Annotated in this window: 22 protein-coding genes and 1 pseudogene; 7 read left to right on the forward strand and 16 right to left on the reverse strand. The window is 70.5% G+C overall.

Going from position 1 to position 20,986, the window contains the following annotated elements; all coding sequences use genetic code 11:
* Positions 1 to 7 precede the first annotated feature (7 nt).
* Entirely contained in the window at positions 8 to 271 is a 264-nt protein-coding gene (locus tag EER30_RS40580) for a hypothetical protein (protein ID WP_127507118.1), read from the reverse strand.
* Positions 272 to 544: 273 nt separating this feature from the next.
* Positions 545 to 1,036: an anthrone oxygenase family protein gene (locus EER30_RS40585; RefSeq protein WP_164842668.1), complete on the reverse strand. Its 492-nt coding sequence runs from the start codon at positions 1,034 to 1,036 to the stop codon at positions 545 to 547.
* 224 nt (positions 1,037 to 1,260) lie between these two features.
* Between EER30_RS40585 and EER30_RS40590 the strand changes: the two genes are divergently transcribed.
* Entirely contained in the window at positions 1,261 to 1,812 is a 552-nt protein-coding gene (locus EER30_RS40590) for a Uma2 family endonuclease (RefSeq protein WP_127507120.1), read from the forward strand.
* A gap of 50 nt (positions 1,813 to 1,862) precedes the next feature.
* Here the strand turns inward: EER30_RS40590 and EER30_RS40595 are convergent, their stop codons facing one another.
* The 11 genes from EER30_RS40595 to EER30_RS40645 form a co-directional block, all read right to left on the reverse strand.
* A complete protein-coding gene (locus EER30_RS40595; protein WP_127507122.1) occupies positions 1,863 to 2,879 on the reverse strand; it encodes a hypothetical protein in 1,017 nt (338 codons plus the stop codon).
* Between the two features lie 36 nt (positions 2,880 to 2,915).
* Positions 2,916 to 4,313 (reverse strand): pyridoxal phosphate-dependent decarboxylase family protein, encoded by a 1,398-nt coding sequence (locus tag EER30_RS40600; RefSeq protein ID WP_127507124.1) that lies wholly within the window; start codon positions 4,311 to 4,313, stop codon positions 2,916 to 2,918.
* A gap of 62 nt (positions 4,314 to 4,375) precedes the next feature.
* Positions 4,376 to 5,704, reverse strand: a complete 1,329-nt coding sequence (locus tag EER30_RS40605; protein WP_127507126.1) for a nitrate/nitrite transporter — start codon at positions 5,702 to 5,704, stop codon at positions 4,376 to 4,378.
* A gap of 1 nt (position 5,705) precedes the next feature.
* A complete protein-coding gene (locus tag EER30_RS40610) occupies positions 5,706 to 6,002 on the reverse strand; it encodes a Rieske (2Fe-2S) protein (RefSeq protein WP_127507128.1) in 297 nt (98 codons plus the stop codon).
* Entirely contained in the window at positions 5,999 to 8,449 is a 2,451-nt protein-coding gene (nirB, locus tag EER30_RS40615) for a nitrite reductase large subunit NirB (RefSeq protein WP_127507130.1), read from the reverse strand. The genes EER30_RS40610 and nirB overlap by 4 nt, the downstream gene beginning before the upstream one ends.
* The gene (locus tag EER30_RS40620; RefSeq protein WP_127507132.1) at positions 8,446 to 10,515 is read right to left on the reverse strand and encodes a molybdopterin oxidoreductase family protein; all 2,070 of its coding nucleotides are present in this window, start codon (positions 10,513 to 10,515) and stop codon (positions 8,446 to 8,448) included. The genes nirB and EER30_RS40620 overlap by 4 nt, the downstream gene beginning before the upstream one ends.
* A gap of 67 nt (positions 10,516 to 10,582) precedes the next feature.
* Positions 10,583 to 11,356: a sirohydrochlorin chelatase gene (locus EER30_RS40625; RefSeq protein WP_127507134.1), complete on the reverse strand. Its 774-nt coding sequence runs from the start codon at positions 11,354 to 11,356 to the stop codon at positions 10,583 to 10,585.
* 85 nt (positions 11,357 to 11,441) lie between these two features.
* Positions 11,442 to 12,539 carry a uroporphyrinogen-III synthase gene (locus EER30_RS40630; protein WP_127507136.1) on the reverse strand — a complete coding sequence of 366 codons (1,098 nt, stop codon included), beginning with the start codon at positions 12,537 to 12,539 and terminating at the stop codon, positions 11,442 to 11,444.
* Positions 12,540 to 12,641: 102 nt separating this feature from the next.
* Positions 12,642 to 12,827: a hypothetical protein gene (locus tag EER30_RS40635; protein WP_127507138.1), complete on the reverse strand. Its 186-nt coding sequence runs from the start codon at positions 12,825 to 12,827 to the stop codon at positions 12,642 to 12,644.
* Between the two features lie 4 nt (positions 12,828 to 12,831).
* Positions 12,832 to 13,017: a hypothetical protein gene (locus EER30_RS40640; protein WP_127507140.1), complete on the reverse strand. Its 186-nt coding sequence runs from the start codon at positions 13,015 to 13,017 to the stop codon at positions 12,832 to 12,834.
* 193 nt (positions 13,018 to 13,210) lie between these two features.
* Positions 13,211 to 14,131, reverse strand: a complete 921-nt coding sequence (locus EER30_RS40645; RefSeq protein WP_127507142.1) for an AurF N-oxygenase family protein — start codon at positions 14,129 to 14,131, stop codon at positions 13,211 to 13,213.
* Between the two features lie 52 nt (positions 14,132 to 14,183).
* Between EER30_RS40645 and EER30_RS40650 the strand changes: the two genes are divergently transcribed.
* From EER30_RS40650 to EER30_RS40670, 5 genes are read left to right on the forward strand one after another with little or no spacing between them, the layout of a single operon-like run.
* Positions 14,184 to 14,870, forward strand: a complete 687-nt coding sequence (locus EER30_RS40650) for a TetR/AcrR family transcriptional regulator (RefSeq protein ID WP_127507144.1) — start codon at positions 14,184 to 14,186, stop codon at positions 14,868 to 14,870.
* Entirely contained in the window at positions 14,860 to 15,201 is a 342-nt protein-coding gene (locus EER30_RS40655; protein ID WP_127507146.1) for a DUF4873 domain-containing protein, read from the forward strand. The genes EER30_RS40650 and EER30_RS40655 overlap by 11 nt, the downstream gene beginning before the upstream one ends.
* Before the next feature lie 23 nt (positions 15,202 to 15,224).
* Positions 15,225 to 16,694, forward strand: a complete 1,470-nt coding sequence (locus EER30_RS40660) for a flavin-containing monooxygenase (RefSeq protein ID WP_127507177.1) — start codon at positions 15,225 to 15,227, stop codon at positions 16,692 to 16,694.
* A complete protein-coding gene (locus EER30_RS40665) occupies positions 16,691 to 17,629 on the forward strand; it encodes an SDR family NAD(P)-dependent oxidoreductase (protein WP_127507148.1) in 939 nt (312 codons plus the stop codon). The genes EER30_RS40660 and EER30_RS40665 overlap by 4 nt, the downstream gene beginning before the upstream one ends.
* Entirely contained in the window at positions 17,626 to 18,465 is an 840-nt protein-coding gene (locus EER30_RS40670; RefSeq protein ID WP_127507150.1) for an alpha/beta fold hydrolase, read from the forward strand. Before EER30_RS40665 ends, EER30_RS40670 begins: the two co-directional genes overlap by 4 nt.
* 242 nt (positions 18,466 to 18,707) lie before the next feature.
* Here the strand turns inward: EER30_RS40670 and EER30_RS40675 are convergent, their stop codons facing one another.
* Positions 18,708 to 19,106: a ribosomal maturation YjgA family protein gene (locus EER30_RS40675; protein ID WP_127507151.1), complete on the reverse strand. Its 399-nt coding sequence runs from the start codon at positions 19,104 to 19,106 to the stop codon at positions 18,708 to 18,710.
* Positions 19,094 to 20,227 (reverse strand): MFS transporter, encoded by a 1,134-nt coding sequence (locus EER30_RS40680; protein WP_164842669.1) that lies wholly within the window; start codon positions 20,225 to 20,227, stop codon positions 19,094 to 19,096. The genes EER30_RS40675 and EER30_RS40680 overlap by 13 nt, the downstream gene beginning before the upstream one ends.
* Before the next feature lie 61 nt (positions 20,228 to 20,288).
* Between EER30_RS40680 and EER30_RS40685 the strand changes: the two genes are divergently transcribed.
* On the forward strand, positions 20,289 to 20,870 hold the full coding sequence (locus tag EER30_RS40685) for a mycothiol transferase (protein ID WP_127507155.1): 582 nt from the start codon (positions 20,289 to 20,291) through the stop codon (positions 20,868 to 20,870).
* Here EER30_RS40685 and EER30_RS49830 read toward each other — a convergent pair.
* Positions 20,867 to 20,986 (reverse strand): annotated as a pseudogene (locus EER30_RS49830) (IS630 family transposase); the annotation flags it as partial. The gene EER30_RS40685 and the pseudogene EER30_RS49830 overlap by 4 nt on opposite strands.

The raw sequence follows: 20,986 nt of genomic DNA on the forward strand, positions 1-20,986 counted from the left end.
AGGGTCCTCATGCGCCACGGTCCAGCTTGGCGGCGGCGCGCTCCATCTGCCGGCCCGCGACGGCGACGGCGACCTGGTCCATGGTGGTGTTGCGGGCGGCGGGGGCGAGGACCACGGACGAGCCCACGACGTCGCGGAGGCGGTAGAAGACCCCGACGCCGTCGGCGACCGGATGGCCGTCGCGGAACTGGTGCACGGCCACGGAGAGCACCTCCGAGTCGGTGCTGCTGTTCGACGAACGCTGGAACAACCGGATCTCGGAGAAGCTCATCTCGGCGTCGTCCTTGTTGGGGACGGTCGTCTTCTCGTCCTCGCACCTGCTCAGGTTGTCGCGCAGGTCGTCGATGTAGTCGGTCGCGTCCGGCTCCTTCGCTGGTCAACGGGGAGAAGGCATGACTCATCGTGAGACGCGGGGCATTCATCCCGGCAGCCACGGAACGGCCCTTCATCCGTCCTTGATCGGCGTTCCGCAGTGCCGATTCGGCCGATAACCATCCACTGTGCTGACTCGTTCGCCGGGTGTGAAGGGCCGCTGGGACGAGGGTCAGTGCAACTCGCCGCGGACGACCAGAGCCCAGCACAGGCACCCGAAGGCGGCAGTGGTGGCGATCGTGCGCACGAGGTTGAAGGCGTTCCAGCGGGCCTCGTTGAAAGCTTCCCGTACGGCGGCCAGGTCGGGAATCGTGTCGGGATCACCGGCGGCCTTGATCGCGTCGTTGAGCGGCACGTTGACCCGTACGGTGATGACGAAGACGATCGCGTAGAGGACCAGCGCGGCCAGCACCCAGGGCAGCAGGCGGGCGCCCGGGCTGAGGAACGCGGACGCGGCCGTGAAGACCAGCGCGCCCACGAAACTGAGCAGGAACCACGGGTTGAGGATGGCGCGGTCCAGGGCCTGGAAGGCGCCGATGAACGTACGGTCGTCGGAACGACCCAGGCCGACCATGACGGTGTGCTGGTAGAGGCCGAACGCGCCGGCCATCAGCCCGGTGGTCATGGTCGCCGCGATGAGGGCGGTAACGCGCAATGCGAACATGCACCCAGTCAACCGGCCGGCGGATGCGGCGGGCCATCGCCGAGCGTCTACACCTCATAAGTGGAACGCGCAGGCCTTTGTTTCGACCTTGTCTTGTGCCAAGATGACTCACGACAACATGTTCCAGACAGCACATCAGCGGAGGAGCCGTGCCGGTTGTTGCCGTGAGAAAGGCCGAACGTGGCACGCTGGGGATGACAAGCACCGAGAGGTGGGGCGATCCTATGAGCGTGTCAGTGCTGGAACACCCGGGACCGTGGAGCGAGGACGAGTTCTTCGCGCTCGGCGAGACCCTCAGTCGGGTCGAGCTGATCGATGGGAGCCTGTGGGTGAGCCCCTCACCGACCAAACGTCATCAAGACATAGTTTCACTACTGACCGTCGAGCTCTACCACGCCGCCAAGCGATCAGGTCTGCGGTTTCTGCAGGACGCAAATCTTCGACTGGCGGACGGACGTATCGTCGAGCCCGACATCGTCATAGCCGACACCGACATCAAAGGCCTGGTCGTCGAAGCCGCCGAGGTCAAGCTGGTCATCGAAGTGGTCTCGCCGAGCAACGCCGCGACAGATCGCCTGTTCAAGCCACAGCTGTACGCGGCGGCCCAAATCGCCTGGTACCTGCGCGTGGAACAGCCGAAGGACTCGGTCGAGCTTCACCTCCAGAGGCTCGACGGCGATCACTATGTTCCACACGCCGTCGCGAGGCCGGGCGAGGTCCTTGCCTGGGAGGAACCTTTCCCCCACCAGATCGACGTGGCGTCGCTGTTGCCGTAGGCGTCTCGCCCGGGGCGCTGCCGGATGGTGGCGGCGCCCCGGGCCTTACGTCACGGGGCGGTGAGTGGAGCGTTCAGGCCATCGGATGAAGTGCGCGGGGTCAGGCGGCTGCCGGCCGGGACGTTCAGCGGGAAGCCGAGGTTGCCCAGGCGGCCGCGGACCTGGTTCTGGGCCTGGCAGTCCTCGGTGCAGTCAGTCGGCGGGTTCGCGACCTCGGTGGCGTCCTCGCCGGTCACGAAGCCCATGCGGCCGCCGCTGGCGACGTCCCAGATGCTGGTGGCGCCGCAGTGGTCGCGGGTCTCGGCAAGGCCGAGGTTGTTGGTGAAGTCGGGGCCGCACGAGGCCTGCGGGATGCGGGTGGCGACCTGGGCGCTGTCGCGGATGATCAGGCGCGGGGCGGTTTCGCTGCCGGGGTTGACGCGTGGGGTCACGCGGACGCAGAAGTCGCCGGGCGGGCCGGTCACCGGGGAGGTGCAGCCGGAGCCGAGGAAGCGGCCGAGCTGGGCCCGGAAGTTCGGGTTGTCGTAGTAGAAGGCCGTGTCGGCGGCCGTGTGCACGATGCGGGTGCGGGTGCCGTCGCCGCGTTCGGGTTCCGTTTGGAAGATGCCGCCCTGCGCGCAGTCCTTGGCCTGGATCTTCATGCTGACGCCGCCCGGGCCGGTGCGGATGATCGACATCTCCTCGTCGCGCAGCTCGAGGCGGATGCCGCCGGCGAGCGTGACCCCGCGCAGGTCGGGAATCTTGCTGGCGAAGACGGCCGTCGGGCGGCCGCCGGTCATGTCGCCGACGTTGGGGGCGCCGGTGAACGTGTAGTCGTAAATGGCGAAGTTGGCCGGGTCGACCGTGAACCGCGTGTATCGGCCCTGCACGGTGAACCGGCCGGCCGGGGCGGCGACCGTGCCGCGGAACCGGTTGCTGGTGCCGGTGCGACCCAGCGTGGTGTAGCTGCCGCCCACACAGAACCGGGAACTGGCCGCCTGGGCCGCGGGAGCCGCGACGACGACCGAGACCAGGGGTGCTGCCATCATGACCGCGGCCAGGGCCGCGAAACGCTTCGAGATCAACATGACGGGCACTCTCACCCTCCGTCACCTAACCCAGCGTTATTTGATGGTTAAAGCAACATTAAGCTCACGCACCACCTCCACGAAGAGATCGACGTCGGCCGCGGTGGTGCGCCAGTTGACGATCGCCGGGCGCAGAGCAACCCTGCCGTCGTAGACCGTCGTGCCGGCGTAGACGCGGCCGTCGGCCAGTAGGGCGGCACCCAGGCGGCGATTGTGCTCATCCAGGTCGGAAACGCCTGGCGGGACCGCGCGGAAGCAGACAATGCAGAGCGGAACATCGGCCAGACGCTCCAGGTCGGGCGCGGCGTCGACGAGCGCGGCCAGGTGCTGGGTGAGGTCGAGGTGGCGCTCGACCATCTCGCGGTGACCGTCACGGCCGTACGCGGCCAGGGTCGCCCAGATCGGCAGCGAGCGTGCTCTGCGTGACGATTCTGAGCCTAACAGAGCGTAACCGCTGGCCGGGTCGCCAGGGCCGGGCAGGTAGGCCGCGCCGGGCATGCCGAACGCCGCCCCCAGCCGCGCGGGTTCGCGCAGAAGGGCGAACCCGCTCTCGTACGGCACGTTGAGCCACTTGTGTGCGTCGGCGGCGATCGAGTCGGCCCGCTCGATGCCCTCGACCAGGTGCTCCGTGCGCGGCGACAGGGCCGCGAAGAGGCCGAACGCCCCGTCGACGTGCAGCCAGCAGCCGAACTCCTCGGCCAGGCCGGCCAGCGCGGCGATCGGGTCGAAGTCGCCGGCGTTCACCTCGCCCGCGTTCGCGATGATCACCGCCGGGGCGCCGCCGAGGCCGGTCAGGTGAGCGCGCATGCCGTCGAGGTCGGCCCGCCCGGCGCCGTCGCGGGCGAAGACGGTCACCGCCGTACGCCCGTGGCCGAGCATCTGCAGGGCCTTGCGGGCGCTGGCGTGCACGTAGCCCGACGAGATCACCGGCATGCGCGGCAGGCCGGACAACCCGTCAGCGGCCGTGTCGGCCCCGAGACGGGCGCCCCACCAGTGGGTCGCGCAGCCGAGAGACGTGAAGTTGGCGAAGGTCGCGCTGGCCACGAGCGCCCCGCCCCACGAGGTGGGCAGCCCGAACAGGGAGCGCAGCCAGTCGAGCGCGACCGTCTCAACCTCGTGTGCGAACGGCGACGAGATCTTGGAGAACGCGTTCTGGTCGAGCAGCGCCGCCGTCCAGTCGGCGGCCAGGGCCGCGGGGGTGACGCCGCCGGTGACGAAGTGGAAGAACCGCGGGCCGGACGACGTGGTCGCCGCGGCCGCGCCGACCCGCAGCAGCCGCTCGATCACCTCGCCCGGGTCGGAGCCCTCGGCGGGCAGCGGCCCGCCCAGCGACTCGAGCAGCTCGAGGGCTGCCCCGTCTTGGACGGGCCGCGTGGAAAGGGACTCGAGATAGGGCCTGGCTGCTGCGTACACCTGCCCGAGAAGATCCGACATGCGTGCAGGTTACTGCCGTCGCGGCGGCCCGGCGTCTGCCTCAGGTATGACGCGGCGGGCGGTCAGACGCGGCTATAAATTCGGCCATGTCCCGGCCGCATATAGACCACCCAGGTGACCGCCACACACACGGCGTAAAAGGCGATGAAGGCCAGATAGGCCGCGTCGGCCGACCCGGTGGCCAGGAACGACTGCCGGAAGGCCAGGTTGACCAGCACTCCACCGAAGGCCCCGATCGCCCCCGCGATCCCGATCACCGCCCCCGACAACCGCCGCGCTTCCAGGGAGTCGTGCGGGTGCTTGCGCTTGAAGATCGCCGGGATCATCTTGTACGTCGACCCGTTGCCGATCCCGCTGAACACGAAGAGCGCGATGAACCCGGCGATGTAGAGCGGCAACGACCGCACCTGCGCCGCGAGCAGCACCACCGCCGCCCCCACGCCCATCGCGATGAAGTTGACGAAGGTGACCCGCGCCCCGCCGAGCCGGTCGGCCAGCGCACCCCCGACCGGCCGGATCAGCGACCCGAGCAGCGGCCCCAGGAAGGTCAGGTAGGCGGCCTTGACCGGCGTGCTGAACACGTCGGCGAACTGCACCTGCAGCACCTGCCCGAAGGCGAAGCCGAAACCGATGAACGACCCGAACGTGCCGATGTAGAGCACCGACATGATCCAGGTGTGCGGTTCCCGCACGGCGTCTCTCATACCTCTTTTCTCGTTGCGGGCCTGCGACAGGTTGTCCATGTAGAGCGCGGACCCGAGCGCGGCCAGCACGATCAGCGGGATGTAGATGCCGGCCACCACCCCCGGGTGCCCCGCGCCGAGCACGGCCAGCACGAAGAGCCCGACGAGCTGCACCGCGGCCACGCCCAGGTTCCCGCCGCCGGCGTTGATGCCCAGCGCCCACCCCTTGAGCCGGTCGGGGTAGTACGCGTTGATGTTCGTCATCGACGAGGCGAAGTTGCCGCCGCCGACGCCCGCGACCGCGGCCAGGATCAGCAGCGTCGAATAGTCGACCCCGGGCCGGATAAGGAAGGCCGCCAGCACCGACGGGACGAGCAGGAGGGCGGCGCTGAAGACCGTCCAGTTACGGCCGCCGAAGCGGGCCACGGCGAAGCTGTACGGGATCCGCAGCGCGGCGCCGACGAGCGTGGGCACCGCGGTCAGCAGGAACTTCCCGGCGGGGTCGATGCCGTACGCGGGGCCGAGGAACAGCACGAGCACCGACCACAGGGACCAGACCGAGAACCCGATGTGCTCCGACGTGATCGAGAAGATCAGGTTGCGGCGGGCGATCGGCGCGCCGGTGCTGTTCCAGAAAGCGGGGTCCTCGGGCCGCCAGTCGTCGATCCATTGGCCCTTCAACGAGGGCGCGGGCAGGGTGGCCGTCATTTCACTCCCCCAGCAGAATCTGGTCGTCGTCGAGGCGTACGGGATAGGTCGTCAGGTCTTGCTGACCGCTCAGCGAGCAGCCGGTCGTCAGGTCCCAGGCGTTCAGGTGCATCGGACAGAGCACCTGCCGCAGGTCGATCTGCCCGTCGGCGAGAGGGCCGCCCTTGTGCGGGCACACCGCCTGGGTGGCGCGCAGTGAGCCGTCCCGCAGCCGGAAGACGGCGACCATCCGCCCGTCCACGGCATAGGTGCGGCCCTCGCCGAGCGGAATGTCGTGGATCGAGCCGAGCGCCGTCATGCCCGCACCGGAACCTGGGGCAGCACGGTCAGCGGCAGCGAGGTGCGGAACTGTCCGGGGGTGGCCGGCTCGTCGCGGTCCTTCCAGGGGTCGCGATAGGTGCTGACTGTCGCGTCCATCGCGGCGTCCAGGTCGGCGGCGATGCCGTCCTTGTCGTCCACCACGACCTCGCGTACGCGGTCGATGCCGACCCGCGGCACGAAGGCGTAGGTTCGCTCCAGCCAGTTGGCGTTCTGCCGGTAATACTCGAGGAACCGCCCGGTCAGCGTGATCACCTCGGCCGCACTGCCGACGGTCGTGAGCAGGTCCCCCTTGCGCACGTGGGCCCCGGCGGCGCCGCCCACATAGATCTCCCACTTGCCGCCGTCGATCGCGACGACCCCGAGATCCTTGACGTAGGCCTCCGCGCAGTTGCGCGGGCAGCCGGTGACCGCGAGCTTCATCTTCCCGGGGCCCTCGACGCCCTGATAGCGCTCCTCGAGCGCGATGCCCAGGGCCGTCGAGTCGCCGACCCCGAACCGGCAGTAGTCCGAGCCCACGCAGGTCTTCACCGTGCGGAAACTCTTGCCGTAGGCCCAGCCCGACGGCATGTCCAGGTCGGCCCAGATCTCCGGCAACCTCTCCTTGGGTACGCCGAGCAGGTCGATCCGCTGCCCGCCGGTGAGCTTCACCATCGGCACGTCGTGCTTCTCGGCCACCTCGGCGATGCGTTTGAGCTGGGCCGGGGTGGTGACGCCGCCCTTCATCTGCGGCACGACCGAGAAGGTGCCGTCGCGCTGGATGTTGGCGTGCACGCGGTCGTTGATGAAGCGGGCGTCGCGTTCGTCGACGTAGTCGCCGCCCCACATCATCTTGAGCAGCGACGCGAGGCCCATCTTGCTCTTCGCGTCCTCCTGCCCGCCCAGCTTCGCGAAGACGGCCGACACCGACCTGAGCTCGTGCAGGCGGATGGCGTTCATCAGCTCGGATTTCGGCATCGGCACGCCCGGCACGTAGTAGGAGGCGGCCGGGTCCTCCTCGACCTCGCCGCCCGCGGCCCACTCGACGATCCGCTGCACGAGGGGCTTGCAGGTGCCGCAGCCCTTGCCGGCACGGGTCTTGTCCATCACCCCGCTGACCGTCCGGCAGCCCGACTGCACGGTCGAACAGATCGCGCCCTTGCTGACGCCGTTGCAGTTGCAGACCTGGTCGTCGTCGGCCATGTCCGCCACGGGCACCTCGCCGGCCGGGCCGCCCAGGTCGAACATGAGCTCGGCGCGTTCCTCGGGCAACGCGAGCCCACGGTCGAAGGCCTGCATGAGGAAGGCGTACTTGCGGACGTCGCCGACCAGGGTCGCGCCGACCAGCCGCCCGTCGCGGATGATGACGTGCTTGTAGACGCCCTTGCGCGGCTCGGTGAAGGTCAGCGACTCGTCGTCCTCGTGCTCCGGTTCCTTCAGCCCCATCGCCGCCACGTCGACCCCGGCGACCTTCAGCTTGGTCGCGATCCGCGAGCCTTGATATTCCGCGTACGGGTTCACACCGGTGAGATGGTCGGCGAGCACTTTGGCCTGGTCCCACAGCGGCGCGACGAGACCGTAGACCTCACCGCGGTGCTGGGCGCACTCCCCCACGGCGTAGATGTCGTCCTCGACGCGCATCTGGTCGTCGACGACGATGCCCCGGTCGACGGCGAGCCCGCTCTCGGCGGCCATCTCGGAGTTCGCGCGGATGCCGGCGGCCACGACCACGACGTCGCACGGGATCACCCGGCCGTCGCCGAGCTTGACCCCGGTGACCGCGTGCTTGCCGAGGATCTCGGTGGTCATCCCGTCGACCACGACCTCGATGCCGAGCCGCTGTTCGATCGTGGCCTTCAGCGTCGCCCCGGCGACCTCGTTGAGCTGGGTGTTCATCAGGTGCCCGGCGGCGTGCACGAGCGTCACGTGCGAGAGGTGGTTCTGCAGGCCACGAGCGGCTTCCAGGCCGAGCAGGCCGCCACCGATGACCACGGCGCGTTCATGTTCCTTGGCATAGCGGATCATCGCCCGGGTGTCGTCGAGCGTGCGGAACGCGAAGACGCCCTGGTGATAGCCGCGGCCGGGCCGGTGGATGCCGGGGATCGGCGGGACGAAGGCGCGGCTGCCGGTCGCGATGATCAGCTTGTCGTAGGGGGTGGTGCTGCCGTCGGCGGCGTGCACGACCCGGGCCGCGCGGTCGATGCGCTCGATGCGGGTGCCGGTGTGCAGCGTGATGCCGTTGTCGGCGTACCAGGAAAGGTCGTTGAGGAAGATGCCGCTCTCGTCCTCGACGCCCGCGAGCACGTTGGAGAGCATGATCCGGTTGTAGTTGCCGTACGGCTCGTCGCCGAACATGGTGATCTCGAAGTCGCCGCCGCGGGCGAGGATCTCCTCGACGGTGCGGGCGCCGGCCATGCCGTTGCCGATGACGACCAGTCGCTGCTTCATTGGGCACTGCCTCTCTCGTGCTTCGCGATCGCGACGGCGCACGCCTTGAACGCCGGCATGCGCGAGTGCGGGTCGAGCGCGGGGCTGGTCAGCGCGTTCGCGCCGGGCCAGTGGAAAGGAGCGAAGACGGTGTCCGGGCGGATGCCGTCGGAGAGCCGGGCCCGCAGCACCGCGGCGCCGCGGCGGCTGCGCAGCTCGACCAGGTCGCCGTCGGCGATGCCGTGCCGGCGGGCCAGGTCGGGGTGGATCTCGGCGCGGGGTTCGGGCAGCGCCACGGTGAGCGCCTTCACCCGGCGGGTCTGGTTGCCGCTCTGGTACTGCTGCATGTTGCGGCCGGTCGTCAGGACGTACGGGAAATGCTTGTCGGGCATCTCGGCCGGGTCGCGGTGCTCGACCCGCACGAAGCGGGCCCGGCCGTCGGGCGTGGGAAACCCGTCGGCGAACAGGCGTGGGGTACCGGGATGATCCTCGGAGGGGCAGGGCCAGAAGACGCCGTCCTCGCGCTCGATCCGCTCGTAGGTGATGCCCGCGTAGTCGGCGATGCCGCCCGCGCTGGCCCGGCGCAGCTCGTCGAAGACCGTGCGCGGGTCGCTGCTCTCGGCCCGGCCGAGCCGCCCGGACAGCTCGGCGAGCATCTCCAGATCGTTCCGCACGTCGGGCGGCGGCGGCAGCGCGCGCTTGCGGCGGATCACCCGGCCCTCGAGGTTGGTCATCGTGCCCTCCTCCTCGGCCCACTGCGCGGTCGGGAGGACGACGTCGGCCAGCTCGGCGGTCTCGGAGCGGAAGATGTCGCTGACCACGAGGAAGTCGAGGGCCTTCAGACGGTCGAGCACGCGGTTGGTGTTCGGGGCGCTGACCGCGATGTTGCTGGCGAGGACCATCAGCACCCGTACGCCGCCGTCGGTGCCGAGGCGATCGAGCATCTCGTACGCGGAGACGCCCGGCTTCGGAAGCTCGTCGGGGTCGATGCCCCACACCGCGGCGACGTGCGCCCGCGCGGCCGGGTCGTCGAGCTTGCGGTAACCGGGAAGCTGGTCGGCCTTCTGCCCGTGCTCGCGGCCGCCCTGCCCGTTGCCCTGCCCGGTGATGGTGCCGTAGCCGGAGAAGGGCCGGCCCACGAGCCCGAGGGCCAGGGCCAGATTGAGGTATGCCTGCGCGGTGTCGGTGCCGTTGCTGTGCTGCTCGGCACCGCGCGCGGTCAGAATCATGGCCGGCCCGTTGGTGGCGAGCAGCCGAACCGTCTCGCGCAGCTTCGACTCGGCGACGCCGGTCATCCGCTCGACCCGCTCGGGCCAGTAGGAGTTGGTGGCCTGCCGGACCGCCTCGAAACCCGTGGTGCGGGCCGCGACGTAGTCATCGTCGACGTAGCCCTCGCGGACGGCGATGTGCAGCAGACCGTTCGCCAGGGCCAGGTCGGTGCCGGGCAAAGGCTGCAGGTGCAGGTGGGCGCCGGCGGCGGTGTTGGTGCGGCGCGGGTCGACGACGATGTGGCGCGCGCCGTTCTCGCGGCCCGCGTCGAGATACTGCATCGACGGCGGCATCGCGTCGGCCGGGTTCGCGCCGACGAGCAGCACCGTGCCGGCTTTCGCGACGTCCTCGAGCGGGAACGGCAGCCCGCGGTCGATGCCCAGCGCCCGGTTGGCGGCCGTCGCGGCGCTCGACATGCAGAACCGGCCGTTGTAGTCGATCGACGCGCTTCGCAGCGAGACACGAACGAATTTGCCCAACGCGTAGGCCTTCTCATTGGTCAGCCCGCCGCCGCCGAAAGCGCCGACGGCGTCCGGGCCGTATCTTTCCTGGGCTGCCCGGATCGCCTCGGTGATCCGCGTGAGGGCTTCGTCCCAGGTGGCCTCGCGAAGAGGGCCGCCGGGGTCCTTCCGCACGAGCGGGGTGAGCAGGCGGTCGCGGTGGTCGAGCAGGTCAGCGGCGGTGAAACCCTTGGCGCACAGGCCGCCCTTGTTGACCGGGAAGTCGCGCGGCTCGAGCCGCACCCGGGGAATCTCCGGAGTCAGCGTCATGCCGCACTGCAGCGCGCAGTAGGGGCAATGCGTATCGGTCGCGGTCACAAGGGAATGGTCGGAGCCGAATGTTTACCGACGGGACCGCCGCCGTTGCGGTGGCGTACGGAAAACCCTACAAACGCGTGGGCGCGGTTGTGAGAAGCGCCGACTCGAAGCGGGCGAGAACCAGGTCGGTGACGGCGGGGTCGAGGCAGAGCGGCGGGGTCACGTGGTCGGCGCCGGCCCGGCCCAGCGTGCGGTAGAAGAGGCCGTCGGCGAGCAGGTAGGCGGCGATGGCGATCCGGCGGGCGCCGCGCCGGCGCAGGTCGGCGACGACGTCGGGGACTCTCGGGCCGGGCCCGGAGACGTAGCCGATATCCACACTGCATCCTGCTGCGGCGCCCCCTGTGGACAACCCAGCTTCCTCCTGCCGTTCCGGCCTAGGCTCAGCCCCGACGTCCCTGGGTGGGCGGGGGAGGCGGTGGCCGGACGGGAAAACGGCGTTTGCGACTTGTGTCGCTAACCGGTCGATGTCAGCGCGCCATGCCGGGTCGGAGGAACCGGCGGCGGCCAGCACGACGGCGTCCGCGGGCGGCAGGTGGCGCAGCAGGCTGTCGAGCAGTACGTCGTCGGGGCCGAGCGGCCGGGAGACGGGGATCGGGGTGCCGGCCACGGCGTCGGCGATGTCGACGCGTACGTGATAGCCGGTCGACAGGAGAAGCGGCACGACCACGGCGTCCGGCGCGGCCTGGACGACCGCGGCCACCTTGGGTTCCTGCACGTCGACGTAGCTCAGTCGGACGTCCAGGCCGGTGCGGCGGGCGGCGACCCGGGCGACCAGGTCGCGGATCTGGGCCTGACCGGCGGGGTTGCGGGTTCCGTGGGCGACGGCGATCAACGTGGGCATGAGTCGGCCTCCCGGCTCGGCGGTCAACGACGCCGCGCCGTTGCGGCCGATCTTCGTGCGGGGAACAGCGGAGCCGAACGGGCGGTCAGGCGACGGGCTCGTCCAGGCGGAGGCGGTATCCGCGTTTGATGACGGTCTCGATGTGGCGGCCGGAGCCCAGGGCGGTCCGCAGCCGGGCCACGGCCACGTCGACCGCGTGGCCGTCGTTGCCCCGGGGGAGGGACGCGATCAGCTGCTCCTTCGAGACGACCGCGCCCGGGCGGGCAGCCAGCGACGTCAGGATCGCCATCGCGGCGGGAGCCAGCGTGTGCGGCACCCCGTCGAGCAGCACAGCGTGCCCGCGCAACTCCAGCGCCGACCCCGCCACCCGCAGCTTCCGCGATCGTAGGGGCAGCTCGTCGGTCACCGTCTTGATCAGCGCGCCGAGCCGGAACCGCGCCGGCATCACGACCGGCACCCCGTACGAGATCAGCGGCGCCGCCGTCACCGGCCCGACGCAGGCCGCCAGCACGCCGTTTCCGAAACGGGCGAGCACGGCACCCGACGACTCCCCCGCCACCTGCAGGAACGCCTTCACCGCGGGCGCGCTCGTGAACGTGACCGCGTCGATCTGCCCCGCCACGATCTGGTCCACGAGACGGCGTACGGGAGCGACATCGGCCGGAAGCACCCAGCGGTAGACGGGCACCTCGACGACCGCCGCCCCCGCCGCTCGCAGCGCCGCCACGAACTCGGTCTGCGGCTCCCCGTGCTCCTGCACCACGATCCGCTGACCGGCCACCCCGTCGGCCAGCAGCCGCGACAGGATCTCGTCGGTCGACTCGGTCTCGGCCGCCCAGTCCTCGGTGAGCCCGGCCGCCCGGATCGCGCCGCACGGCTTCGGCCCGCGCGCGATGATCCGCGCCCCGCGCAGCACCGACCGCAGCCGCTCGCCCAGCCCCCACCCCTCGGCCGCCTCGAGCCAGCCCCGGAAACCGAACCCGGTGGTGGCCACGACCAGGTCGGGCGTCAACCCGATGCAGGCCATCGTCGAGGCGTGCAGGGCGTCGTCGTCGGCCAGCGGCACGATGCTGATCGCCGAGGCGGTCACGACCCGGGCCCCGCGCCGGGTGAGCAGCGCGGCCATCTCGTCGCGCCGCCGCTCGGCGGTCACCGCCACGGTGAAGCCCGTCAGCAACGCCATCAGCACCCCCGGTCCGCGCGTGCCGGCCGGCCCGCTTCCGACAGCGAAGCCGGGCCCGGTTACCGCAAGGTCCTCAGCGTGTTTCAGGAGTGATAAACCACGTCATCCGTCGGACTCGTCCTGGATCCGCCGCACGGCGCGGAGCAGGTGAAACACTTCCAGCCGCCCGTCCAGGAAGCCCATCCGGTAGTCCGCTCCCGTGGCCGGGTGGGCCGCGCGGGTCTGGTCGCGGCGCCCCGCTATGCCGTCGGCGCGCCCGGTGTCGTACGCGAAGATCTCGTCGTCCATCAGGTCAGCTCTTGCCGTCCATCGCCTTGCGGATCGCCGCGATCAGCGCCGCCTCGAACGCCGCGAGCTGCCCGTCGACCAGCCCCACGCGGTAATCCGGGTCGTCGGCGCGCTCCGGACAGCGGCGACCGGCCTCCCCGTCAGATCGACCCTCGTCGTACGCCTTCAGGCTGCTGTCGGCGCTGTCCATCCGGTCCTCCTCGAACGCTCCGCCGCGCGTTCGAGCGCAGACACCGCGGATCAATCTCACACGTGTCCGCCCCGGGCCGAACCCCCCGATCCGACCGGCCCGAAATCCTAAAGTCCGAGGTCAAGGGCGCGTTCAGTCAGAAAGACATTCACAAAGTTACGATGCGTGATCAGACCAGCTCACAGCGTGGCCGCTACGTGGCCGGCGAGACGCTCCCGGCGGCCTGCTGATCCAGCAGCCCCGACCGGTTCCACAACATCTTGCCCGGCCCATCGATCAGATCAAGATCTTTGAGGTACGACACCACGCGCTCGCCGGCCCATCGCAGGGTCGAGCGGAAGTGCGGGTTGGCGCGGGCCGCGGCCCATCCGTCCGACGGGCGGACGCCGATCGATTTGTAGACGGCGGGATGAATCAGGCGCGTGCCGCACAGGTACGCGGCCCGGCCGATCACGAGTTTGTCGAACGCGAGACGCCCCTTGCCGGCCGCCCGCACCTGCCGGGCCAGTTCTTCGCGGGCATACCGTACGTGCCGGGCCTCTTCGACGACGTGAATGCGCGACACCATGCGTACGAGGGGTTGCACCTGTTCGGAGGCCATCGCCTCGCGCTGCAGCGTGTCCAGGATCTCCTCGCAGATGAGGATGGCGGCGAACATGCGGGGGCCGGTCGCCGTCGCCGCGATCCACTTCCCGAGGAACTCGTTGACGCCGTCGGGCCGATAGACGGGTGTCCCAAGCGCCGTGATCATCTTGCCGAACATGACCGAGTGGCGGCATTCGTCGGCGACCTCGGTCAGCGCGTATTGGGCGTGCGCTGCCGTCGGGTCCTGCCGGTAGTAGCCGCGGATCAGCAACTGCATGAGGATCGTCTCGAACCAGATGCCCAGCCCGGCGATGCTGGCCGCCTCGTGCCGCGTCAACGTGATCCGCTGCTCCTGCGTCAGGTTCTCCCAGATGGCCGTCCCGTAGAGCGACGATCGGTGCGGCGGCACGTAGTACAGACTGTCGACCGCGGGCGAGTCCCAGTCGATCTCGATCCCGGGATCGTACGAATGGGACGCCGAGGATTGCAGGAGCCGCGTCGCGAGGTGCTCCCGGTCAGAGATGGACATATTCCGCCCCCAGCACTTGACGTTACTTGCGGTAACAGTTACTTCTAGTACCATGCATTCTGAAGCGACACCGGTCAATACCGACGGCCGCCGCGGCCGCTGGGCCGGTCATCGCGAGCAGCGGCGCTCCGAGCTCACCGACGCCGCCATCGACGCGATCCGCCGGCTCGGCCCCGAGGTGGGCATGGAGGCGATCGCCGCGCACGCCAAGGTCAGCAAGCCGGTGCTCTACCGCTACTTCGCCGACAAGTCCGAGCTGTGGCTGGCCGTCGGGCAGCGCTCCGGGGCTCTCGTGCTCGACGCGATCATCCCGGCCGTGGCGGCTGTGCGGGAGGAGCGGGCCGCGATCGGGGCGGCCATCGACGCCTATCTGGCCCACATCGCGGCCGACACGAACCTCTACCAGTTCGTCGTGCACCAGCCCGACATCGCGCGCCACCGTGACGTGGTGGCCGACGTGGTCGACACGGTCGCCAGCGGACTCGCGCGGATCTTCGGCGACCGGCTGCGCGCCCGGGGGCTCGACTCGGGCGCCGCGCTTCCCTGGGCGTACGGCGTGGTGGGTTATGTGCAGTCGGTCGGTGACTGGTGGCTGCGGCAGCAACAGCCGATCAGCCGGGAGGCGCTCGGCGACTACCTGACGACGTTCCTGTGGGGCGGGGTCGCCGGCATCCAGCATTTAGCCGATATTCCGGGCGGGATGGCCGCGTTCAGGGAGGACGGCGCACGTGAACGATGAACGAAACCACGAGCCTGCGGTCGGCAACGACGAGGAGTACCGCGGGCCGGCAGTCCTGACGTTCGCCGAAGCCGGAGCCGGAGCCGAGGCCGGCGACGGTCACCCGGTCCAGATCCGGATGTGGGCGCGCTTCGAGCCGGTCGAGGGCCGGTTCCGCTGGGCCGGCCGCACCGCCCCCGACGCCGTTCTGCTGGAACGAACGACGACCGGCCTGCGCGATGCTCGACTATCGATAGGCGATTATCGAGCGGTGGCCGTCCGGCTGAGCGAACCCGACCCGTGGGGTGGGGTCCGGCTGACCGGAATCGGCACGCCGCCGTGGTTCTCGTGACGGCCGCAGAGCCCGACCCGGGCGTGCCGGCCACCGGCCCGCAGAGCTCCGAACCGCGCGCTCCGCACTACGACGTGCTCATCGTCGGGGCGGGACTGTCCGGGATCGGCGCGGCCTGGCGCCTGCGCGAGGCGTTCCCCGGCAAGACGCTATCGATTATCGAGGCTCGAGAGGCGATCGGCGGCACCTGGGACCTGTTCCGCTATCCCGGCGTGCGCTCCGACTCCGACATGTTCACGCTCAGCTACCCGTTCCGGCCGTGGACCGACACGCAGTCGCTCGCCTCCGGCGACAAGATCCGCGACTACATCCAGCGGACCGCCGACGAGTCCGGCATCACCCGCGACATCCGCTTCGGCAGCAAGGTGATCGCGGCCGACTGGTCGACCCCGGACGCCCGCTGGACCGTGCGCCTCGCCGACGATTCCACGCTGACCTGCGATTTCCTGTACGCCTGCACGGGGTATTACTCGTACGACAGCGGCTACCAACCCGATTTCCCGGGGCTCGGCTCGTTCAAAGGCCGGCTCGTTCACCCGCAGTTCTGGCCGGCCGACCTCGACCACACCGGCAAGCGCGTTGTCGTCATCGGCAGCGGCGCGACCGCCGTGACCCTGGTGCCCGCGATGGCGCCGACCGCCGCGCACGTGACCATGCTGCAGCGCTCCCCGTCCTATCTGACCTCGCTGCCCGCCCGCGACGTCGTGGCCGGCACGCTGCGGCGCCTGCTGCCCGCACGCGCCGCCAGCACACTCACCCGGGCCAAGAACGTGCTGCTCACGCAGGGCTTCTACCAGCTCGCCCGGCGGCGGCCACAGCGGGTGCGGTCGATGCTGCGCAAGCTGGCCATCCGCGGACTGGGCGACGAGGCCTATGTGGACGAGCACTTCAAGCCCCGTTACGACCCGTGGGATCAGCGGCTCTGCGTGATCCCGGGCGGCGACCTGTGGGAGGAGATCCGGGCCGGCCGTGCCTCGGTCGTCACCGACCACATCGATACGTTCGTGCCGTCGGGCGTGCGGCTGCGGTCGGGCCGCGTGCTCGAGGCCGACATCGTGGTCTCGGCGACCGGTCTCACGCTGCTGCCGATCGGGGGAATCGACCTCACCGTCGACGGCGATCCCGTGAAGATCGGCGAACGGGCGGCGTACCGCGGTCTGATGCTCAGCGGGGTGCCGAACCTGGCCTACTGCATCGGCTACACGAACGCCTCGTGGACGCTGCGGGCCGACCTGTCCCACCGCTACGTCGTACGGTTGTTGCGCCATCTCGACCGGCGCGGCCTCGCCGTCGCCACGCCGACGACCCCCGGTGGTCAGGGCCGCCCGCTGCTCGATCTCTCCTCCGGGTATGTGCAACGCGCGCTGGACGTCTTCCCGAGGCAGGGCGACCGGGACCCCTGGCTCGTGCGGCAGAACTACCTGCGCGACCTGATCACGAGTCCCCGGGCCGACGTGACCCGCGACATGACCTTCCAGGAGGCCCGCTCATGACCGCCCCCTACCGTTTCGCCGGCCGCACCGCCGTGCTGACCGGCGCCGCGAGTGGCATCGGCGAACAGATCGCGTACGGGCTGGCCCGCCGAGGCAGCCACGTGGTGCTGGTCGACCGGGACGCGACCGGGCTCACCGCCGTCGCCGACCGGGTCCGCGCCGACCACCCCGCCCTGGTCGTCGAAACCATCGTGGCCGACCTCGCCGAACGAGCCGCGGTCTCCGCCGTCGCCGATCAGGTTCTCGCCTCGCATCCGGCGTTGGGGCTGCTCGTGAACAACGCCGGGATCGCCCTGGGCGGGCGCTTCGACCAGGTCACGATCGACGAGTTCGAGACCGTCATGAACGTGAACTTCCGCGCCCCGATGCTGCTGACGCACGCGCTGCTGCCCGCTCTGAAGGCCGCGCCCGGCAGCCATCTCGTGAACGTGTCGAGTTTGTTCGGCCTGATCGCGCCGTACGGGCAGAGTGCCTATTCGGCGAGCAAGTTCGCGCTGCGCGGGCTGAGCGGGGTGTTGCGGGCCGAACTGGCCGAGAACGACATCGGCGTGACGACGGTGCATCCCGGCGGCATCCGTACGAGCATCGCCGCCAGCGCCCTGGTCGGCAGCGGGGTCCCCGCCTCGGAGTTCGAGCCGAACCGCCGCCTGTTCGACGCGCTGCTGACGTTCCCGCCGTCGAAGGCCGCCGAGCAGATCCTCCGGGCGGTGGCCCGCCGCAAGGCCCGGCTGCTGATCGCGTCGAGCGCGAAACTTCCCGACATGCTCGCGCGCCTGGCGCCGGTCGGTCATACCCGGATCATGCAGGTACTGACCGCCGCGATGACCAGCCGCTCGCGCCCGTCCGCCGCCCCTGCTCCCACTCCCCCGGCCGCCCCCGCTCCTTCCGCCGCCCCCGCTCCTTCCGCCGTCCCCGTCCCCGAGGCCGACCGATGAGCTGGGTCGACGTTGGCGGGAGCCGCATCCGTTACGTGGCGAGCGGTCCCGCCGACGCCCCGCCGGTCGTTATGCTGCACGGCATCGGCCGCAGCCTCGAGGACTGGGAGCCGCAGCGCGAGTTCCTCGACCCCGACCACCGGGTCATCAACATCGACATGCCCGGCCTCGGCCTCTCCCAGCGCCTCACCGTCCCCACCACATTGGACTCCCTGGCCGACGGCGTGTGGGCCATCCTCGACGCCCTGGGCGAGACCCGCCCCGCCCACCTGATGGGCAACTCCCTGGGCGGCGCTGTCGCCATGCGCATGCTCGCCGACACTCCCGACCGCGTGTCCACGCTGACCCTGGCCAACAGCGCCGGCTTCGGCAAAGAGGTGACGTTCGCCCTGCGCATGCTGGCGATCCCTCTGCTGGGCCGCCCGCTGCTGAGCCGCATCGACCCCCGAGTGGCCCGCCGCGTCGAACGCTCCCTCTTCTACGACCGCTGCCACGTGACCGACGACCGCGTAGCGATGGCCGTCCGATGCGGCCAGCAGCCCGACTTCGCCCGCGTCTACCTGGAGATAGCCCGAGCCCTGGGCGGTTTCCGGGGCATAGCCGCCCGCTGGCGCGAAGACCTGCTCCCCCGCGTGGCCGCCACCGCCAAGCCCACCCTGATCGTCTGGGGCGACCGCGACCTGATCCTCCCCGCCACCCACCTGCCCGCCGCCACCGCGGCCCTGCCCCACGCCCGCTCGCACCTGTTCCCCGACACCGGCCACATGCCCCAGCTGGAGCGCCCCGCCGAGTTCGCCGCCCTCACCCGCCCCCTGCTGGCCGAGGTGAACGCCTGAGCTGCACAGCTTTCGTCGTGAAGGCCGGTCGCCGGTGGTCCCGGGTCAGCGTCCGCTTCGTGTGGCTGTCTGCTCCAGCGGGGTGGTCGCGCGGGCTTCCCGGGCGCGCGGGCGTCGTGGTGCGGCGCAGTGCTGCACAACGGTGCCACGACGGCGAGCGGCCTCGACGGCCTGGGCGATAGTCCGGCGACCGTGATCGCCCGCGCCGAGGGTCAGCGGCAAACATCGACCCCGAAGGCTCTCTAAGCCCGGCTTCGCACCACGGCGAGCTGGTGGATCGCCGCGAGCGGGACGACGCCGACGACGTACCACAGTAGGTCGGCCGGATCGAAGGCGACGCCCAGCGCGAGCCGGGCCAGCCAACTGTGCGACGACAATTCCGCCGGGAGCCCGGTCAGTTGGAAAAGCTCGATCGCCCAGCAGAACGTGATCGCGGCGGTGGCGGCCCCGAGCGGGCGCGCCTTGGGAGCGAGCACGAACACCCCGGCGTACATCATCGCGGCGTAGAGGGCCGTCCCCGAGTACTGCGACAGAGCACCGGAGCTGTCCACCACAGCGCGCCCGGACAGCGCCCGAATCCCCAGCGCCACAGCCAGCAACCCACCCGCGGCGACCACCGCCGCCACCCTCACCCGCAACACGCCGCCACCGTACGGCCCTTGATCAAGCGGGCTGAGAGGACGATCAGCGCGACGCCGGCCAGCGCACCGAGCAGGATGCCGGCGCGCAGGTCGGCCCAGCCCGCGACGGCTCCGACGAGCACGGGGGCCAGCAGGAAACCGATCCGTTCGACCCAGGTGACGTAGGCGAGCTGGGCTACGGTGCCGGCTGCGGTGAGCACGGTCGGGTAGAGAGCCGAGACGCCGGCGCCGGCCAGCGCGAACGCCGCGATCGCGGTGGCCGGGTGAGTGCTGAGGGCAGCACCGGCCAGGGCGGCGACGAGAAGCGCGGCCTGGGTTCGTACGACGGGGGTCGTGCCGAAGCGTTCGATGAGCCGGTCGTTGAGCAGGCGGGCCACGGTCATCGCGGCCACGAACGCGAGGTAGGCGCCGGCGGCGAGCCCGGGGCCGGCGTCCAGCTCGTCCCGTACGTAGACCGCCGACCACGTGGACGGCACGTCCTCGGCGAACGCGACCAGCAGCGCGACCGTTCCGAGGAGGGCCAGCCAGCCGAGGCGGCGACGCGGCCGCGGGTCGACGGGCGCGGCGTGTTCCGATACGCCGGTCTGGCGCCAGATCGCGGGCAGCAGCGCAATTGTTCCAGCGGCGAGGACGGCTCCGGAGACGGCGAGCATCATCGTGACGGAGACCCCGATGCTGGTGCACGCCGCCGCGGCCGCCCCGGCTGATACGGCGCCGATGCTCCACCACGCGTGAAAGCCGTTGATCATCGGGCGGTTCCGGCTCCGCTGGACGGCGAGCGCCATGGTGTTCAGCGCGACGTCCATGATCGCGTCGAGGATCCCGAAGAGCGCGAAGACCGCGGCGAGCCCGGCCGCCGACGGCAGCTCGGCCGGCAGCCAGAGCACCGCGCAGTAGATCAGGATGCAGGTCGCCACGACCGGTCCGGCGCCGAAGCCTCGGGTGACCCGGCCCGCCACCGGGCCGGCGATCAGAGCCCCGACCGACGCGGCGGCGACCACGGCTCCGAGGGCGGGATCGTCCAGCCCGGCCCGTTCCTTGATGGTCGGCAGGTGGGGCAGCACGCTGGCGAACAGCGCACCGTTGGCGAAGAAGACGAGCGTGACGGCGAGTCGGCGCACCGCCGACACTAACACCCGGTTCCGGAAGCAGACTGTCCGGAACCGGGCCTACGGTGTGGGAATGACGATCGATATTCCGTGGGAACCCCCGCTGGCCGGTGATGAGACCGGGCATCTGCTCGGGGCGCTCGAGCGGCTGCGGACGACGTTCCGGTACAAGGCTGACGGCCTCGACGCGGCCGGGCTCAACACTCGGATCGGTGCCTCCACCCTCACGTTGGGCGGGCTGCTCAAGCATCTGACGCTGGTCGAGGACTACCAGATCGCCGTCAAGTTCTCGGGCGGCGAGCTGAGTGGGGAGCCGTGGGACAGCCGTGACTCGTACGACGAGGACTGGGAGTTCACGAGCGCGGCCAAGGACCGGCCCGAGGATCTGTACGGGTGGTACGACGACGCGGTCGAGCGGTCCCGGGCGCGCCTCGACGCGGCGATCGCCGACGAGGGTCTGGATCAGCTCGCGGTCACGGCGTTTCCCGACGGCAATCGGTTCAGCCTGCGGCGGTTCGTGTTCGACCTGCTCGAGGAGTACGGGCGGCACACCGGGCACGCCGACCTGCTGCGCGAGGCGGTCGACGGGCGTACGGGCGAGGACCCGCCGAACGACTGGCGGCCCGTCTCGGGACGATTCGTGCTGCCGGGTTAAGCGCCTGGCCAGAAGTTTTGTCCGTAACCCGGCGGCAGCCAGGGTGAGGTCCAGGGCGCGGCGGTGGTCAGGTTCTGGCTGTCGGTGCGGTGCTGGAAGAAGGCATGGGCTTGGCG

Origin of the sequence: Actinoplanes solisilvae, from assembly GCF_003999975.1 — a bacterium.
Lineage (GTDB): Bacteria > Actinomycetota > Actinomycetes > Mycobacteriales > Micromonosporaceae > Actinoplanes > Actinoplanes solisilvae.